Genomic DNA, 16,497 nt, shown 5'->3' with positions numbered 1-16,497 from the left:
TACTGGAATTGCAAAGGGAATACTTTAGGAGGGTCATTGAAACACATGCTTATTATTGGAATCGCCGGCGGCACCGGCTCCGGCAAGACGACCGTAGCCCGTTCTGTCATTGAGCGCCTTGGCTCAAGCAAAGTGACGTTTATATCTCAGGATAACTACTACAAGGATCATTCACATCTAAGCCTCGAAGAACGAAGTCTGATCAATTATGATCACCCGTTCGCTTTCGATAATGAGCTGCTGATTGAGCATCTCACTATTTTAAGAAATGGACAAGCTGCCATGGCACCGGTTTATAACTTCTCAGAGCATGCTCGCTCGACAACCGAGACCGTGGAGCTGAAGCCGAATAATATCATCATTCTTGAAGGCCTGCTTGTGCTGGCTGACGAGAATTTGCGCAGCCTGTTAGACATTAAGGTGTTTGTCGATACGGACCCCGATGTACGGATTCTGCGCCGGGTGCTTCGGGATATCGAGGAGCGCGGACGGACCATCCAGTCCATTCACCAGCAGTATTTGACGACGGTGAAGCCGATGCATGAAGCCTTTATTGAACCCTCCAAGAAATATGCCGATCTCATCATTCCAGAAGGCGGGGAGAACGAGGTCGGAATTCAGCTGCTCTCGATCTTGACGGAGAAGTATTTGTCAGGTGACCGTAACTGGGGCGAGAATTAAAGTCTCTATCTATACAGCAACAGCTTCACAACAAACGGACTCCCAAAGATGGGAGTCCGTTTGCATTATAGACTGCCTAGTTCAAAAACTGCAGCAGGCTGAGTTCAATTGAGTCATTTGCCAGCCAGCTGAATGGCAGCTCTTTTGTCTGTAAAGTAGTACAGCAAAGCGATCAGAGGCAGGATCATTCCGATTAAGGATGTAAGATGCCAGCCGCCATGCGCATACGACCAGCCCCCCACAAATGATCCGACGGCTCCCCCCATGAAGAAAATGGCCATGAACAGACCGTTCAGGCGGCCTCTTGCTTCATTTCCCAAGGAGTAAATGGCCCGCTGCCCTAGAACCAAATTTCCCGATACCGCCATATCCAGTGTAATCGCTGCAAGAACCAGCAGGAGAAGGACCCAAGTGGAATGCCCCCGAAGAACGAAGGCCAGCAAGAAGGACAGTACAGCAATCACGATGGCAAGACCGGTCAGTCTGTGGGTCCATCCCTTATCAGCCAGTCTTCCGGCGATCGGCGCCGCTGCAGCGCCCCCTACTCCTGCTAAGGCAAACCAAGCAATTCCTTGCTGGGACAGCCCAAACTCATCTCTTAAATGCAAGGGAACCGCCGTCCAGAACAGACTGAAGGACCCGAACAGGAAGGCTTGATACAGAGCGCGGCGACGAAGTACAGGCATTTGGCCGAGAAGCGCCGGAAGTGAAGCAATGAGCTGGCCATAGGATATCGTCCGGGCTGGCACACGCTCCGGAAGCTTTCTGAAGAGCACGACAATCAGCAGCAGAACTAAAATGGCCGACAGAATAAATACACCCTGCCAGCTCCAGAAGCTGGCGATAAAGCTGGCAAGCGGCCGGGATAGCATAATCCCGAGCAGAAGGCCGCTCATCACGTTCCCTACCACGCGGCCGCGCTGTTCCTCCGAGGACAGGTATGTGGCGTAAGGCACAAGAATCTGAGCGACTACCGAGCCCAGTCCGATGAAGAAGGAGGCGGTCAGGAAGAGTGAGGCGTGGCCGGAGAAAGCCGCAACCGCCAGGGCAATAACGACAACAACCAAGGATACTGCAGCAAGACGTCGATTCTCCAAAATGTCGCTCAGCGGCACGATGAACAGCAGCCCCAGCACATAGCCAATTTGAGTAATCGTGACAATAATACCTGCAGCCGCCGAGGACAGGCCGGTAGCTGCACTGATCGGCCCAATCAAGGTTTGAGCATAATAGAGATTGGCGACGATAATCCCGCAGCCTGCCGCTAACAGGAACGTAATCCATCTGGAGATAGACGGGACATTTTCGCTTTGTTGATTTTGCATAATAACTCCCTCATTTCGTTTTAAGGATAAGGTTAAACCCACTTTGAAGCATCCATTTCGATTTTCAATACTAAACGTTTAGTTTATTAATTATGATTAAATAATATACTGAACGTATCGTTTTGTAAATAGGCGCGCTGATGTTTTTTTAACAAACATTTTGTATAATGAACGTATGGTTTCTTTTTGTACGGTATTTTACAAGGGCATCTTGCAAGGGAGTGTAGCTTATGACTGCAAAAAGAGGGCGTCCACGCAATATGGAAACTCAGAAGTCCATCTTGAACGCGTCCTACGAACTGCTGCTAGAGAAGGGTTTTGCAGCAATTACTGTAGAGAAAATTGCGGAGCGGGCCGGTGTTAGCAAGGCTACGATCTATAAGTGGTGGCCCAATAAGTCGGCCGTTGTGATGGACGGATTCCTCTCAGCGGCTTCAGAGCGGCTGCCCATACCCGATACAGGCTCAATCTTCGATGATATTCTCATCCATGCCACGAATGTCACCCGTTTTATGACAAGCCGTGAGGGCAAGATCATTGCACAGATCATTGGAGAAGGACAGTCCGATCCTGCATTGGCAGATGTCTACCGGACCAGATACTTTCAGCCTCGCCGCTTGGAGGCAAGGCAGCTGCTGGAACGCGGCGCGCAGCGGGGAGAACTGGACAAGGACCTGGATGCCGGATTATACACGGATCTTATCTACGGCCCTATCTTCTACAGATTACTAATTACCGGCGAAGTATTGAATGACGAATATGTAGAGCGTCTCGTCCGCCTTGCATTCCAAGGACTTCGGCCATGACATGAATGTGAGTTTGGAGAAGCCTCGCCTCCCTATTGCCTAAAATAGGGTGCGGGGCTTTTGTCATTTTGTTTCTCGGTCCTGGCATTCACAGAACTCCTTCCAGGCAGTAACCTTCTCAGGCCGCTTAAGCCTGTCACCGAGAAGGAATACAGCATGTACGCCATTCGCTTAGCTGAAGAACCTCCTTCTTCTCCTAGACAGGTACCTATCCGCTGCGGGCGCATACCCTATAAAGTAACTGATGGCGCAGTCGCCGCCATGGTCTTAGCAAGAACAAACAAAGAGGGGATGTGGTTACTTTCATGCCGACAAAAAGGTATTTGGCCGTTTGGCTCAGCCTGCTGCTCCTAATGACTGCCGTGCTGTCTTCCTGCTCTATCGGGGAAGCTTCCAAGCAGGCCAAAGCAGATGCCAAGAAGACCGTTCGCATTGGCTATCAGAAAAATGGGCCGCTGATTATTTTAAAGACCCGAGGGACGCTTGAAGAGAGATTGAAGCCGCTTGGCGTCACCGTGGAGTGGTATGAATTCGCTTCAGGCCCGCCGCTGCTGGAATCCCTCAATGCGGGCAGTCTGGACCTGGGAAGAACCGGCGACTCTCCGCCCATTTTTGCTCAGGCGTCAGGCTCATCGTTGGTATACGTAGCTGTAGGCAAGCCTAAGTCCAGCGGCTCCGGCATCCTCGTTAAGCAGGGCTCTGCTATCAAGACGATCGGGGACCTAAAGGGCAAAACGATCGGTTTTGCCAAGGGCTCCAGCTCCCACTATTTCCTCGTGGAGGCCTTGGCTGAGGCAGGTCTGACTCCAAGCGACATCAAGCCAGCCTACCTGTCACCAGGGGATGCCAGAATCGCCTTCGAGCAAGGCAAGATTGATGCCTGGATCGTGTGGGACCCCTTCACAGCAGATGCAGAAAAGGCTGCGGGAGCACGCATGCTGGTGAGCGGGGAAGGCTTGACGACAGATCGTGACTTCTTCCTGGCTTCCGAGAAATTCGCGGAGCAGCATGAGGATCTCGTTAAGATCGTTGTTGAGGAAATTCAAAAGGCCTCGGACTGGGCCAATGCACATCCTGCCGAGCTGACCAAGCTGCTATCCTCCATCCTCGGCATTGATGAAGCCTCTATGCAGTTAGCGGTTGAACGCCGGGAGTACGGCCTTGATGCTCTAAATGAGGAGATTATTGCCGAGCAGCAGCAAATTGCAGACGTCTTCTATGAGCTCAAGATCATTCCGAAAAAGGTGAACATCGCGGAGCGGGTCTACAAATTTAAAGAAAAGGATGAGTCCCGTTGAAGCCATCCTATTCCCAAATTCTATATAAGCTGCTTCCTTGGGCTATTCCGCTCCTGCTGCTGATCGTGTGGCAGTTATCCACGAAGATGGGGATTGTGCCCACACGAATTCTCCCCGCTCCTTCGGATGTATATCTGGCAGCCGTTCAGCTGATTCAGAACGGTGAGCTTTTTCATCACGTGTGGATCAGCCTCTGGAGAGCCTCCATCGGCTTTCTGATCGGAGGCTCCATCGGCTTCGTGCTGGGCCTCCTCAATGGACTGTTCCGCAGCTCTGAGGTTCTGCTCGATACTTCCATCCAGATGCTGCGCAATATCCCCCACCTCGCCCTGATCCCCCTGGTGATCCTTTGGTTCGGGATCGGCGAGGAGGCCAAGATATTCCTTGTGGCCCTGGGCGTGCTTTTTCCAGTGTACTTAAACACCTATCACGGGATTAAGTCCGTGGATCAAGGCTTGATTGAGATGGGGCGCATGTATGGACTCAAAGGCTTCCCTTTGTTCCTTCATATCATTTTCCCCGGCGCACTCTCCTCCATTCTGGTCGGAATCCGATTCTCGCTAGGCATTATGTGGATTACCCTCATTGTGGCAGAGACGATCTCCTCTACCTCCGGCATTGGGTATATGGCTATGAACGCCAGGGAATTTATGCAGATGGATGTCATTGTCCTAAGCATCTTAATATACGCCCTGCTAGGCAAGCTGTCAGATGTCATCGCTCGTTACTTTGAGAAGAGATGGCTGAAGTGGCATCCCGGCTACCAGAAAAAAGCGGGTAGAGAGACATTGAGGAGGAGTGCATGATGACCGTGAACAACCAGGTCCATCTGATGCTGGACAATCTGCACAAAAGCTATCATCAGGTTGAGGTTCTGAAGCAGCTGGACATGACCGTGCGGCAGGGGGAATTCATCGCCATCGTCGGCAAGAGCGGCTGCGGGAAAAGCACGCTGCTGCGCCTGCTGTCCGGGCTTGAGAAGCCCAGCAGCGGCCAGATCCTGATCCAGGATAGGCCGCTCAGCGGCCTCAATACCGAGGCCTGCATGATGTTTCAGGACGGCCGTCTCCTTCCGTGGAAAAAGGTGCTGGACAACGTAATGCTAGGCCTGAAGGGCGACCGGCGGAAGGAGGCCCAGGAAGTGCTGCGCAGTGTAGGACTCGAAGACAAACAGGAGGAATGGCCTGCCAAGCTGTCAGGCGGCCAGAAGCAGCGCGTCGCCTTGGCCCGCGCTCTGATTCATAAGCCCATCCTGCTGCTGCTCGATGAGCCGCTGGGCGCGCTCGATGCGCTTACCCGGCTCGAAATGCAGAGCCTGGTAGAGGAGCTATGGCAAGGAAGCCGCTTTACGGCGCTCCTTGTCACCCATGATGTGGAGGAGGCGGTGGCTCTCGCAGACCGGGTCATTCTGCTTCAAGAGGGCAGCATTGAAGCCGACGTTCCGATTCTGCTGCCGCGCCCCAGACAGCGGGATCATGCCGCCTTCACCTCGGTCGTCAACCAGATCCTGCGGAGAATTATCGGGCAGCCTGAGCCTACCCCACGGTCCAAGCCGCGAAGTGAAGAGCGGGAGTTCGCCTTCAATGCGGCGGTTCCTGAAGCGAACTGATCTTCTGGGAATCCCTATTTCGAATAGGTATCCATTGTTAGAACGGCCATTCGGCCGGAAGTGCTTCTTTTAGAGGCCGCTTCCGGCCAGATGGCCGTTCTCATATTTTCATATTTGTGGCATCTATATCTTCGGGGACGCATACATTAGTTTCAAGCAGGACTAGCCTAGGATGAAGGATGATCCCCCTTGAACAATAATCCCCGCCGAATGAGATTCACAGCGATACGATTTCGCCGCCTGTGCACCAAAAGCCTTCTGATTCTCGCCGGATCCATGCTCCAGGGCTATGCGATGGCGGTCTTCCTCTTCCCTCATGCCATTCCTTCAGGGGGAGGAGCAGGGCTAGCGGTGCTGCTTAATTACGGGTTTCAAATTCCTTTGAGCATTGGCCTATGGATCACGAACTTTTCGTTCCTGCTGCTGGCGATTAAATATCTCGGGGGCATCAGCGCCTTTGGCACCCTTGGCGTCATCACTGTCACTTCCATGTCCGTGAAGGTCTTTGAAGTTCTCTTCCATTCACCCTTCCACAATGTATGGATCGATCTGCTGGTCGGCTCCGTGCTGCTCGGAACAGGGATTTCCGTTCTGTACGGACAAGGTGTATCTAACGGGGGGATCGGATTTGTCTCTCTGGCCATCGCCAAGTACAGGGGCACAAACCCCGGTAAATCCCTGTTCTGGATGAACGGTCTGATCTTCCTCATCACCGCCTATGTCATCGACTGGGCCATCATCATTCAGGCACTGATTTGCCAGTGGCTATCCACCCGGATTGTAAGCTGGCTGCACGAATTTCCCCTGCGCCGATTGTACCCAAGCTTTCTGCCCGCCCAGGGCTGGCGCAAGAAATAAGAGGCTGTCCTGTTTAGCGGACAGCCTCTTGCCTTTACTGCTTAACTGCCGCCCATCGGGTTCAAATTGCGAATCACCCTGCGGCGCTTCTTCTTCTCGCCCTTCCCCTTACCTTGGGCCTCCCCACTCTTCGCTTCTCCGCCATGGATCAAGAACAGAGCCAGCAGCCCCACCAAAAAAGTAAGCCCGGCGATGGACAGGAACATGCCTACTCTGGACCATTCCATCAACCATCCGAATAGCGGAGGGCCTATGGCCACCCCGAAGAACCGAACAGAACCATACAATGAGGTGACAAAGCCCCTTCGCTCCTTGCCTACGGCCCCCGTAATAAAGCTGTTAATACAAGGGAGTGTCAGGCCTGTTCCCAAGCTGCTGATCGCCAGCACGGAAATAAACAGCGTCAGGTTATTTATAAAAGACAGAAGCGCATAAGAAACGGTAAGCATAGCGAAGCCAAGCACTATAAGCTTCTTCATCAAACGCTGGTTCTGCCCTATTTTACTGCCGGTAATGTAGGATGTTGTACACATGATCAGCAGAGGAATCGCCAGCACCAATCCTTTGACTACGCCATCAATATGGTGGATCTTCTCCAGCACGTCCGACAGGAAGAACAAAATCCCGAACAGTGTAAACAGGCAGGTAGCTCCGGCCAGATAAGCGGTAAACAGCCATCTGCCCTCATGCTTGAACACACTGAACAGACCGCTCACGTATTTCTTAAGCTTGGGCGGCTCCTTCTTCTTCTCCTTCTCCTTAATGAAGAGCCAGGTCAGAATAATGGACACCAGCACCACGATGGGAAAAGCAAAAAACACTCCGTACCAAATCAGCAAAGCGACAAGTGAACCCAGAATTGGGGATAGTACCTTGCCGAAGCCGTTAGAGGCTTCTACCAGTCCGAGAACCCGGCTCTCATCGCTGCCTTTGAACAAATCCCCGGTAAGCGCCATCGCAATGGGTGCCGTCCCTGCAGCCCCCATCCCCTGAAGCGTTCGACCAACCATAATCCAGGCGTAGGGGTGCGGGATCAGAGCGGCGGCCAGCCCCGCCAATATTCCGCCTACCCCATATAGAATCAAAGCAGGAATAATAACGGCCTTACGGGAGAAACGATCGGATAAATAGCCCAGAATCGGAATAAAGATGGCTGCCACCAAAGAGAATGCTGTAATAGTCAAGCTCACCTGGAAGGATGACAAGTGAAGCTCGGATTTCATCGTTGGCAGAATCGGAATAAGCATGGAATTTCCCAGTGTCATGATCAGGGGAATGGACCCGATGGCTACAATTGTCCGTCCAGATGGACGGCTTGAATGCTGCTCTACATGCTGTTCACCCATTGGCTGTTCCTCTCTTTCGGGGTCAAAAGGTCTCTTCCGGATACTGCATTAGGATGTGCTTAGACTTGCTCTTTCATTCCAAGGCTCGGCTTCTTGTTTTCGGTTTGACATGGAACGCGCGTTTCATCCCTTACATTTTCAGTTGACCGAGAAGGTAGAGCATTATGCCTTAAGATGATGAATATCACCGCCAGGCTGATTCAGAGGGGGACGGTGTAGATGTTCAGGAAAAACAAAAAAGGGACAAGCCTGCTTTAGTGTTCTAAACAGGCCTGTCCCTTTATTCGCATCACTTGAATTGGTCGTCAGCGATCAGTCTTCAAAATCTACGTTATGATAGACTTGCTGCACATCGTCAAGGTCTTCGAGAGCATCAATCAGCTTCTCGAACTGTGCCTTGCTCTCTTCCGGCAGCGTCACGAACGTCTGCGGAAGCATCGTGAGCTCTGCCACTGTAAATTCGGAGATCCCAACGTTCCGGAAGGCCTCCTGCACAGCATGGAATTGATCCGGCTCTGCATACACAATGATGGACTCGTCCTCTTCCAGGATATCGCGCACATCCACATCCGCTTCCATCAGAATTTCGAGCACTTCATCGGCGGTCTTACCCTCTACGCCGATTACCGCTGTGGAATCGAACATGTAATTCACCGATCCGCTAACGCCGAGGCTTCCGCCGTTCTTGCTGAAGGCCGAACGCACTTCTGGCGCTGTGCGGTTTACATTATTCGTGAGGGCATCCACAATAACCATGGAACCATTCGGTCCAAAGCCCTCATAACGCAGCTCATCGTAATTCTCATCCGAACCGCCCTTGGCCTTCTCGATGGCGCGGTCAATGATCGCCTTCGGCACATTGTAGGTCTTCGCGCGTTCAAGCACGAACTTCAGAGCCTGGTTCGACTCCGGATCCGGCTCGCCCTGCTTGGCTACCACATAGATTTCACGTCCAAATTTAGCATATATACGACTTGTACTTGCATCCTTGGATGCTTTCTTTTCCTTAATATTATTCCACTTACGCCCCATAGTGTTCTCGCTCTCTTTCACTTGTAAATGTACACATTTGGTTCCTATTATAGCTCTAATCAGGAACTTGATCAAACGACAGATTAGGGGCGGTTAAGTTCGCTATCTAAAGCAAGGGCCTAACAGAGGAACCAGAAATGAAGCCCGCTTCGCTCCTTACACACCACAATATTCAGCCAAACAGTTCTGGTTATTACAGACTCATCGGGTGAGGAATTAGGAACCAAGGGGGGAATAGGTCCCATAGAAACCCATAGAAAAAGGACGCCTACCAAAGGCGTCCTTAAATCCTAGCAAACCCTTATATACAATTCAATCAATCAACCGGTGCTGCTCCCATTTATTCCCTCGGGACCGCCATAGGAACACCGCGCCCCGGATTCCCCATTCAATGTCCATCGCTAGCCAGACACCTAAAATTCCGTAATCTAACACGATGCCGAGGATATAGCCAAGCACTACCCGAAACAGCCACATGGAGAGCATGGATGTGATCGAGGTGAACTTGGAATCCCCTGCTGCTCTCAGCGCAGATGGTGTAATAAAGCTGATGGACCAGAGCGGAATTTGAGCAATGGTATTGACCAGGATCACCAGGAAAATATCATCTACGATCTCGGCAGGCGGATGGAACAGCCCTACCAGCGGCTTGAAGAACGGCAGCAGCAGCAGGCCCATCACTATAAAAGATGCGGAGGACAACCATAAGAAGGACTTGGTGAACTTCCGCGCATCCGCAATATTCCGGCTGCCGATACACTGCCCGACGACTGTCACAATGGTCAGGGACAGGGCATTCGCTGGAATCTGGAACACACCGGCCAGCGAAGAGCAAATTGCGTTAGTAGCAATGGCATATGTGCCCAGGCTGACAATGAAAATCTGGGTGAGAATCTTCCCGCCATTGAAGAACATCTGCTCTGCAGCGAACGGCAGGCCGATGAACAGGATTTTCTTCAGCATTTTCCAATTGAAATACAATAAATCCTTCAAGCGATACTGCAGGTCAACATCAACACGAATCAAGTAGACTAGGGCACAGACTGCCGCCGCATATCTGGAAATGTTGACAGCGATGGTCATTCCGAACACACCCATATCCGCCCAATTGATAAACACGATATTTAGTGCGACATAAGACAGGTTCATAATCAGCGACAGGAACAGAGATGCCCGCGTCTTCCCGATTCCCCGCAAAGCACCGCAAACCGCTTCCACGATGCCAATTCCCAGAAAGGAAGTACAGCTGCCGATCAGATAGGTCCTGGCATTTGTCATGACATCCGCTGATGCGCTGCCGAATAGCAGACTCAGAACCGGATTATAGAATACAATCATTAGCAGACCGATACAGAGAGACATTAAGGAGACGGATGAGACGGTTCCGGCAGTAGCTCTGGAGACCATCAGTTCATTGCGACTGCCTTTGTACTGCGCAACTACCACCGTTCCCCCGGTAGATACGGCCACAAATACGTTGATTAGAAAAATATTCAGGGAGTCAATCATGTTCACCGCACTGACCGCAGCCATACCCGCCGAGCTGATCATCGCGGTATTCACCAGATTAAGGCCTACAATAAAGGCCTGGTCGATCAGGAGCGGCAGGAATAGAGCAATCATTTGCCGGTAATTCATGGACGTTCCGGAGAAATACTTATCCAAAAAGCTTTGTTTCTGCTTTCTAAGCACTACATTGGGCTGAGCCATAGGATCACATTCTTCGCTTATAATGGGTTGTAAACCTGAAAAAAACTCTTCCTATAGAAGAGTCCTGCCTGCGGTCATCATACAACTTGCAATCATAAAAAAGTCAGGTATCTCTACCTGCGGGTTAGAATGAACAAAGGTCATAGTGCGCCTCTGGTAGAGGTTACCACCGGGCGCCGGAGATGTCAACGAAGAGACTCATATTTAATCGATAAGTCCCCCCGCCGAAAGTGGCAGAGGGACCCTAAAGCTTGGAGCCTGGCATTGTTAAAGATAGATTACTTCTTCTTGATAACCTCCAGCTGAATGCTGTGAGCGTTATAGGTTAACTTCACCTTGTAGCCGGCCGGTAATCCGGTCGTCTCCACGGAAGAGAAGGCCGCTTGACCCTGTCGCATGCCGCTGGTGATAATCATCACCTTGCCGGCAGGCACATAATTATTCGTAAAGTGCAGGCGAAGCTTGCCGCCGTATGCCGCTTTACCTTTAATGCGAAGCACATCCCTCTGGCTGCCAAGGGTCAGCTCCAAGGTGCCTTTTGCCGCTTGCTTGTAATCACCGACGATGGTCACTTTGCCGGAGACACTCTCACTGAGCGTTCCTCCATTGTTCGTGACATTGCCGCTGCCGAGCGCAGCCGCCGATTCGGCGGATAGGGTACCGCCGTCGATTTGTGTGCCGCCGGTGTAAGAGTTATTGCCAGCAAGGGCCAGGCTGCCTGTTCCTTGCTTGGTCAGCTTGCCGCTGCCGGAAATATCGTTGCGCCAACGGTCCTTGGCATAGAAGCCGCCTTTGGATGCGTCCATATTCACGGTTACGTCCTTCACGAAGGCCCCAAAGCCATCGGCCGCAGCAAACAGATTCAATCGTCCCCAGCCTTCGGCATCATCAAGTACCGGATACCCCGATGGGAGACCGGTCGTCGCCAGCACCCAGCGGCGCTGTGTGCTGTCCAAATACGGGAGGCGTGTCTCCAGCAGCACCTCCGCTCCCTTCGGTACAACCATGGATTCAGTGGCAGCGCCTGCTTGCGGGAAATCATAAGTCAGCCGCTGGGTATACTGCTGCTTGTTCTTGTTATAGTCACTGTAGCGGTCTACAGAGCTGCCCTTCTGGGTCAGCAGCTTCGTGTGCGCCTCCTCATAAGCCGCCTTCTTCAGGCTGCTGTTGTCCGGATCATTCAGAATGGCGGCAGCCAGCGCTGTCGCCATTACACGTCCGCCCATCACATCAAACGGCGAGTGCATGCCGGCAACGATGCGGTTGTTCCCGAGTTCGGAGGCACGGGTAAGCAGCTCCTGGTAGCGCTCCGGTACGGCATAGGCCATAGCGAAGGCGGTCAGATAGGCAGCGTTGGTGTGACCGCTCGGATAGCCGCCGTCACTGCTCGGATCGGATTTTTTAGCCGGAACCAGGGTAGGCAGCAGTTTGACATCCTCACTCCAGCGGAAAGGACGAGGATAGTTGAAGTAGGCCTTAGCCGGATTGGTAGAGGAGTAATTGCCCCGCAACGTGTTCACCAAGTTCACCATGTTGCCTAAGCTGGAATCCTTCACTCCCGAATTCGTTCCTTCATCTTCATACTTCTTCACAGTGGCATCCGCCGGAACAGCAGGAATTGTCGTCGTAGCACCCGCTTGGGCTCTGTATACGTCAGTAAGAGGCCCCAAGCCGTCAATCATGCTGTAGCTCTGATTCCGCTGATCGTCGAGATAAGCTCTCTCAGCTTCCTCAGGCGTCCTTTTGGTGGTGATATCCACAACCTTCTGAATATTAGCATCCAGCAGCTGCTGATTCAGCTTGGTGCCGCCGTCCCAAGTTGCCCCGGGCTTCCAAAGCTTCTCGAAACCAGCAAGCACGCCGATGGTCGGATTGGATTCCGGGGTCTTATTATCCTTCGTGTTATTCTTGTAATGATCTACAAAATACCCATAGGCCGGCTCCTTCGGTTCTACGGAACTTGGCAGGCTGGCAGCACCCGCATAACCCGCATAACCGCTGCCCAGCGTGCCGAGCAGCAAGGATAGCGATAAGCCGACCGTGATCTTGCTTTTTCTTGACGTTTTCATGGTTGTACAGTCCTCCCCGTATTCTTAACACTTCATAATCGGTTCCTATCTCAGTTATGTACTATGTAATCAACGATATATTAAACTTGTTAACGGATCGGCAGGACTTTGTTGATGCAGTGTTAATCTTTCGACAAAATTCTTGCTAAGGGATGAGTATATCGCCCAAATTCTAGAATTAAATGGAAATTTATATAAAATAGTAATGAGATTCATTAAGCATATGTAAATTTGCGTGTCCAGAAATAAAAAAAAGAGCAGCAGACCTTTATTGTCTGCTGCTCGCTTAGGATCATCTGAAGGAAACTTAATCCCTATCCCGAAAGCGGAATATTCATTTTATTGTCTTACCCGAATCTCCTCCAGGATCATCTCCACAATCTCCGGCGTATTCTTCGTGCCAAGATCTCCGTCTCCCCGCTTGCGTACGGAAATGGCGCCGGTGTTCTTCTCGCTCTCACCCAGCACGAACATGTAAGGCACCTTCTCCAGCTGCGCTTCCCGGATTTTGTAGCCCAGCTTCTCACGGCGAATATCCACTTCCACGCGAATGCCAGCCTCCTCCAGCGTTTTCTTCACCTGAAGCGCGTAATCGACATAGTTATCCGATACGGGCAGCAGCTTCACCTGAACCGGAGCCAGCCAAACCGGGAAGGCCCCTGTGAAATGCTCGGTCAGAATGCCGATAAAGCGGTCAATGGAGCCGTATACCGCCCGGTGAATCACCACTGGACGATGCTTCTGCCCATCCTCGCCAATATAGGACAGATCAAATTTCTCCGGCATTTGGAAATCAAGCTGAATGGTGCCGCACTGCCAGCTGCGCTTCAGGGCATCTAGAATGTGGAAGTCGATCTTAGGGCCATAGAAAGCGCCGTCCCCTTCGTTCAGGCGGTAATCAATGCCCAACTGGTCCAGCACATTCTTCAGCGACTGCTCTGCCTCATTCCACAGCTCATCGGAGCCCATGGAATCTTCCGGACGGGTCGACAGCTCAATTGTATATTCAAAGCCGAATACCTTATAGATATGGGAGATCAGATCGATCACCCGGCTGATCTCTTCTTCAATCTGATCCGGACGCACGAACAAATGGGCATCGTCCTGACAGAAGGTCCGCACCCGCATCATCCCGCTGAGCGCCCCTGACATCTCGTGACGATGAACTTGGCCGAACTCCGAAATGCGGATGGGAAGATCGCGATAGGAGTGAAGGCTGTTCTTGAACACGAGCATATGGCCCGGACAGTTCATCGGCTTGAGCGCATACTCTGTTTGATCCACCTGAGTGAAATACATATCATCCCGGTAGTGGTCCCAGTGGCCCGACTGCTCCCACAGACGTTTGTTCATCATCAGGGGAGTCCGTACCTCACTGTAATCACGCTGCCGCTGCAGCTCGCGGGCAAAGCTCTCCAGCTCGTTACGCAGGGTCATCCCCTTCGGCAAATAGAATGGCATGCCTGGCGCCTCCTCGGAGAACATGAACAGCCCAAGTTCCTTGCCTAGCTTGCGGTGATCCCGCTTCTTGGCTTCTTCCAGCAGATACAGGTGCTCTTCCAGCTGGGATTTCTTCGGAAAGGCTGTTCCGTAAATTCGCTGAAGCATCTTGTTATCTGCACTCCCGCGCCAGTAAGCACCGGCAACGCTCATCAGCTTGAAGGCCTTGATTCGGCCTGTAGACGGAAGATGTGGCCCCCGGCACAAATCGGAGAACTCTCCTTGCTCGTAAATCGTGATAACAGCATCCTCCGGCAAATCACGGATGAGCTCCAGCTTGAGCGGCTCTTCCGCCGCTTCAAACATCGCCTGTGCCTCTGCCCGGCTCACCACCTTGCGGACAATGGGCAGATTCTCGTTCACAATCTTCGCCATTTCCTTCTCGATGGCCGCCAGGTCATCCACCGACAGCGGCTTATCTATATCGATATCGTAGTAGAATCCATCCTGAATGACAGGACCGATCCCGAGCTTCACTGCTTTGCCGCCATAGATGCGCTTGATCGCCTGCGCCATCAGATGAGCGGTGCTGTGCCGGTATACCTCGAGCCCCTCCGGCGAATCGAGTGTGATGATCTCTACCTTCGCATCCTGCTCCACTTCCCGGCTGAGGTCGACCAGCTGACCTGCTAGCTTCCCGGCCACCGCATTCTTCTTCAGCCCTGGGCTGATCGATTCTGCAATCTCCAAAATCGTTGTCTTCACAGGGTACTCCCTAACGCTTCCGTCCGGCAAAGTGACTTGTACTGACATAAGTTATCCCTCTTTATCCATAAGATTTGAACGCAAAAAAGCACTGCATCCACTAAGGGACGAGTGCGTTCAATCTCGTGGTTCCACCCTAATTCGATCCGGCCGCTTACCTCTGCCAGATCCTCATTACGTGCATCCGCTAACGGGGATGAACCGGTATCCATTACTTCCGCCGAGCCGTTTATGGCGCGTCCGGGTTCCTGGTACGGCTACAAAGGGGTAGCTTCGCATCCGGTTGCTGGAGAAGATTTCAGCTTCTACTTCTCTCTCTGGGCAGCTCGTGAAGGAAACCATGTCTTTGATCGGTGCCTGTTATTGGTAACGATTATAAAAGCCGAAATTTCAAATGTCAATCTATATTCGCAAACTAATCAACTAGCCCTTAATTTGAATATCTGAACCCCTCAAAAACTAATAGAATTAAATAAATATGCATTTGACACAAATAAAGTTAACCAGTAAACTAACTATAGTTAACCGGTTAATATTATTTAAGGAGGCCTCCTCATGAAATCTAAGAACCACCACGAAGAAGTCTTTCAGGCCATTCAGGCGTTTGTTCTCAAGCGAGAGAAAAAGATACAGGCGCAGAACACGCTAGAACAAAGGCTGGCTAAGGATATTAAAGACACCGTCAGAGCCTGGAGCGTGACCCAGCTGCACATTTTATCCCTTGTGAACCAAAAACCCCGCGAGTTGAACAACACGATGCTGGCTGCGGAGCTTAACGTGTCCAAGCCTGCCGTTACCAAGGCCGTAAACCTGCTTACCCAGCATGGGCTGATCACAGCCATCAGGACAGCGGCGAGTCACAAGGAAGTCTACTACGACATTACCAGCCAGGGTAAGGAGCTGGCCGGAAAGCACGACAGGCTGCATCAGCAGGTCAGAGCAAGGTATGACGAGCTGCTGGACGGCTTCTCTGATGAAGAGCTGGCGGTCATCCTCCGTTTCCTCGGCGAATGGTCCAAACTCATTTAACTTGCTAGGAGTGATTATGATGAACAAGGCCGAAGCGGTCGAACTGCTAACACGCATGTATCAAGACATTGTCATTGAGATGAACACAGATAAAATTCCACATTACTTCAAGGAAGAGTATATCCAGATTACGGACGGCGTTCGGTCAGACCGCGCGGAGCTCATCCGCCATATTGCTACGCTCAGGGAGCTGGTGGAGAGTCTCACTCTATCCCCGTTCCAGGACATGCTGTTTGACCAGTCCTCACAGACAGCTGCTTTACGCTACACCGTAGAAATCGTGAAGAAGAACGGCAGCCGCGGACAAGTCGAGCTGATCGCAATCTATGAGCTGGATGGCCCCCAAATTGTCCGCTGTCACGAGCTGTCCCGTCCGCTTGGAAATCAAGAGGAGTTCCAGGAAATCGCTAGTGTTCGCCACAGTTGATATAGGTTTTACAGATGGACGATGCCAAACTCAGTAATGGTTAAAAGGGTTATCCAAAATCATTCTATGATATAGAATAACATAATTATACATTTTTATATT

General features: G+C 51.7%; 15 protein-coding genes. 9 read left to right on the top strand and 6 right to left on the bottom strand.

What is annotated here, in order from left to right:
- The first annotated feature begins 45 nt into the window (after positions 1 to 45).
- Entirely contained in the window at positions 46 to 681 is a 636-nt protein-coding gene (gene udk / locus DCC85_RS01420; protein ID WP_108463969.1) for a uridine kinase, read from the top strand.
- A 113-nt stretch (positions 682 to 794) separates the two neighbouring features.
- Here the strand turns inward: udk and DCC85_RS01415 are convergent, their stop codons facing one another.
- Complete coding sequence (locus tag DCC85_RS01415; RefSeq protein ID WP_108463968.1) at positions 795 to 2,006, bottom strand: MFS transporter; 1,212 nt, start codon at positions 2,004 to 2,006, stop codon at positions 795 to 797.
- A 230-nt stretch (positions 2,007 to 2,236) separates the two neighbouring features.
- On the opposite strand from DCC85_RS01415, the gene DCC85_RS01410 reads away from it, so the two are divergent.
- The 5 genes from DCC85_RS01410 (at position 2,237) to DCC85_RS01390 (ending at position 6,577) form a co-directional block, all read left to right on the top strand.
- Complete coding sequence (locus DCC85_RS01410; RefSeq protein ID WP_108463967.1) at positions 2,237 to 2,812, top strand: TetR/AcrR family transcriptional regulator; 576 nt, start codon at positions 2,237 to 2,239, stop codon at positions 2,810 to 2,812.
- 305 nt (positions 2,813 to 3,117) lie between these two features.
- Positions 3,118 to 4,110 carry a sulfonate ABC transporter substrate-binding protein gene (locus DCC85_RS01405; RefSeq protein WP_108463966.1) on the top strand — a complete coding sequence of 331 codons (993 nt, stop codon included), beginning with the start codon at positions 3,118 to 3,120 and terminating at the stop codon, positions 4,108 to 4,110.
- Positions 4,107 to 4,916, top strand: coding sequence for an aliphatic sulfonate ABC transporter permease SsuC (gene ssuC / locus DCC85_RS01400; RefSeq protein ID WP_108463965.1), 810 nt, complete (start codon positions 4,107 to 4,109; stop codon positions 4,914 to 4,916). The genes DCC85_RS01405 and ssuC overlap by 4 nt, the downstream gene beginning before the upstream one ends.
- A complete protein-coding gene (locus DCC85_RS01395) occupies positions 4,916 to 5,719 on the top strand; it encodes an ATP-binding cassette domain-containing protein (RefSeq protein ID WP_108463964.1) in 804 nt (267 codons plus the stop codon). The genes ssuC and DCC85_RS01395 overlap by 1 nt, the downstream gene beginning before the upstream one ends.
- Positions 5,720 to 5,929: 210 nt before the next feature.
- The gene (locus tag DCC85_RS01390; protein WP_108467653.1) at positions 5,930 to 6,577 is read left to right on the top strand and encodes a YitT family protein; all 648 of its coding nucleotides are present in this window, start codon (positions 5,930 to 5,932) and stop codon (positions 6,575 to 6,577) included.
- A 41-nt stretch (positions 6,578 to 6,618) separates the two neighbouring features.
- Here DCC85_RS01390 and DCC85_RS01385 read toward each other — a convergent pair whose 3' ends face one another.
- From DCC85_RS01385 to thrS, 5 genes are all read right to left on the bottom strand, one after another.
- A complete protein-coding gene (locus DCC85_RS01385) occupies positions 6,619 to 7,923 on the bottom strand; it encodes an MFS transporter (RefSeq protein WP_108463963.1) in 1,305 nt (434 codons plus the stop codon).
- A gap of 312 nt (positions 7,924 to 8,235) precedes the next feature.
- On the bottom strand, positions 8,236 to 8,955 hold the full coding sequence (locus tag DCC85_RS01380) for a YebC/PmpR family DNA-binding transcriptional regulator (protein WP_108463962.1): 720 nt from the start codon (positions 8,953 to 8,955) through the stop codon (positions 8,236 to 8,238).
- Positions 8,956 to 9,267: 312 nt separating this feature from the next.
- Entirely contained in the window at positions 9,268 to 10,593 is a 1,326-nt protein-coding gene (locus tag DCC85_RS01375) for an MATE family efflux transporter (protein WP_442789530.1), read from the bottom strand.
- Positions 10,594 to 10,943: 350 nt separating this feature from the next.
- Complete coding sequence (locus tag DCC85_RS01370) at positions 10,944 to 12,734, bottom strand: acid phosphatase (protein ID WP_108463960.1); 1,791 nt, start codon at positions 12,732 to 12,734, stop codon at positions 10,944 to 10,946.
- 339 nt (positions 12,735 to 13,073) lie between these two features.
- The gene (gene thrS, locus DCC85_RS01365) at positions 13,074 to 14,987 is read right to left on the bottom strand and encodes a threonine--tRNA ligase (protein ID WP_108463959.1); all 1,914 of its coding nucleotides are present in this window, start codon (positions 14,985 to 14,987) and stop codon (positions 13,074 to 13,076) included.
- A gap of 63 nt (positions 14,988 to 15,050) precedes the next feature.
- Here thrS and DCC85_RS22820 point away from each other — a divergent pair, with 63 nt between their 5' ends.
- From DCC85_RS22820 to DCC85_RS01355, 3 genes are all read left to right on the top strand, one after another.
- Positions 15,051 to 15,386, top strand: a complete 336-nt coding sequence (locus DCC85_RS22820) for a hypothetical protein (protein WP_159081733.1) — start codon at positions 15,051 to 15,053, stop codon at positions 15,384 to 15,386.
- Between the two features lie 108 nt (positions 15,387 to 15,494).
- The gene (locus DCC85_RS01360) at positions 15,495 to 15,968 is read left to right on the top strand and encodes a MarR family transcriptional regulator (RefSeq protein WP_108463958.1); all 474 of its coding nucleotides are present in this window, start codon (positions 15,495 to 15,497) and stop codon (positions 15,966 to 15,968) included.
- A 19-nt stretch (positions 15,969 to 15,987) separates the two neighbouring features.
- Positions 15,988 to 16,395 carry a nuclear transport factor 2 family protein gene (locus DCC85_RS01355; RefSeq protein ID WP_108463957.1) on the top strand — a complete coding sequence of 136 codons (408 nt, stop codon included), beginning with the start codon at positions 15,988 to 15,990 and terminating at the stop codon, positions 16,393 to 16,395.
- Positions 16,396 to 16,497 lie beyond the last annotated feature (102 nt).

It is taken from the genome of Paenibacillus sp. CAA11, assembly GCF_003060825.1.
In the GTDB taxonomy this organism is placed as follows: Bacteria; Bacillota; Bacilli; order Paenibacillales; family Paenibacillaceae; genus Fontibacillus.
Note: the sequence above shows the minus strand (reverse complement) of the source record. Positions and strands in the feature narration are given on the sequence as shown.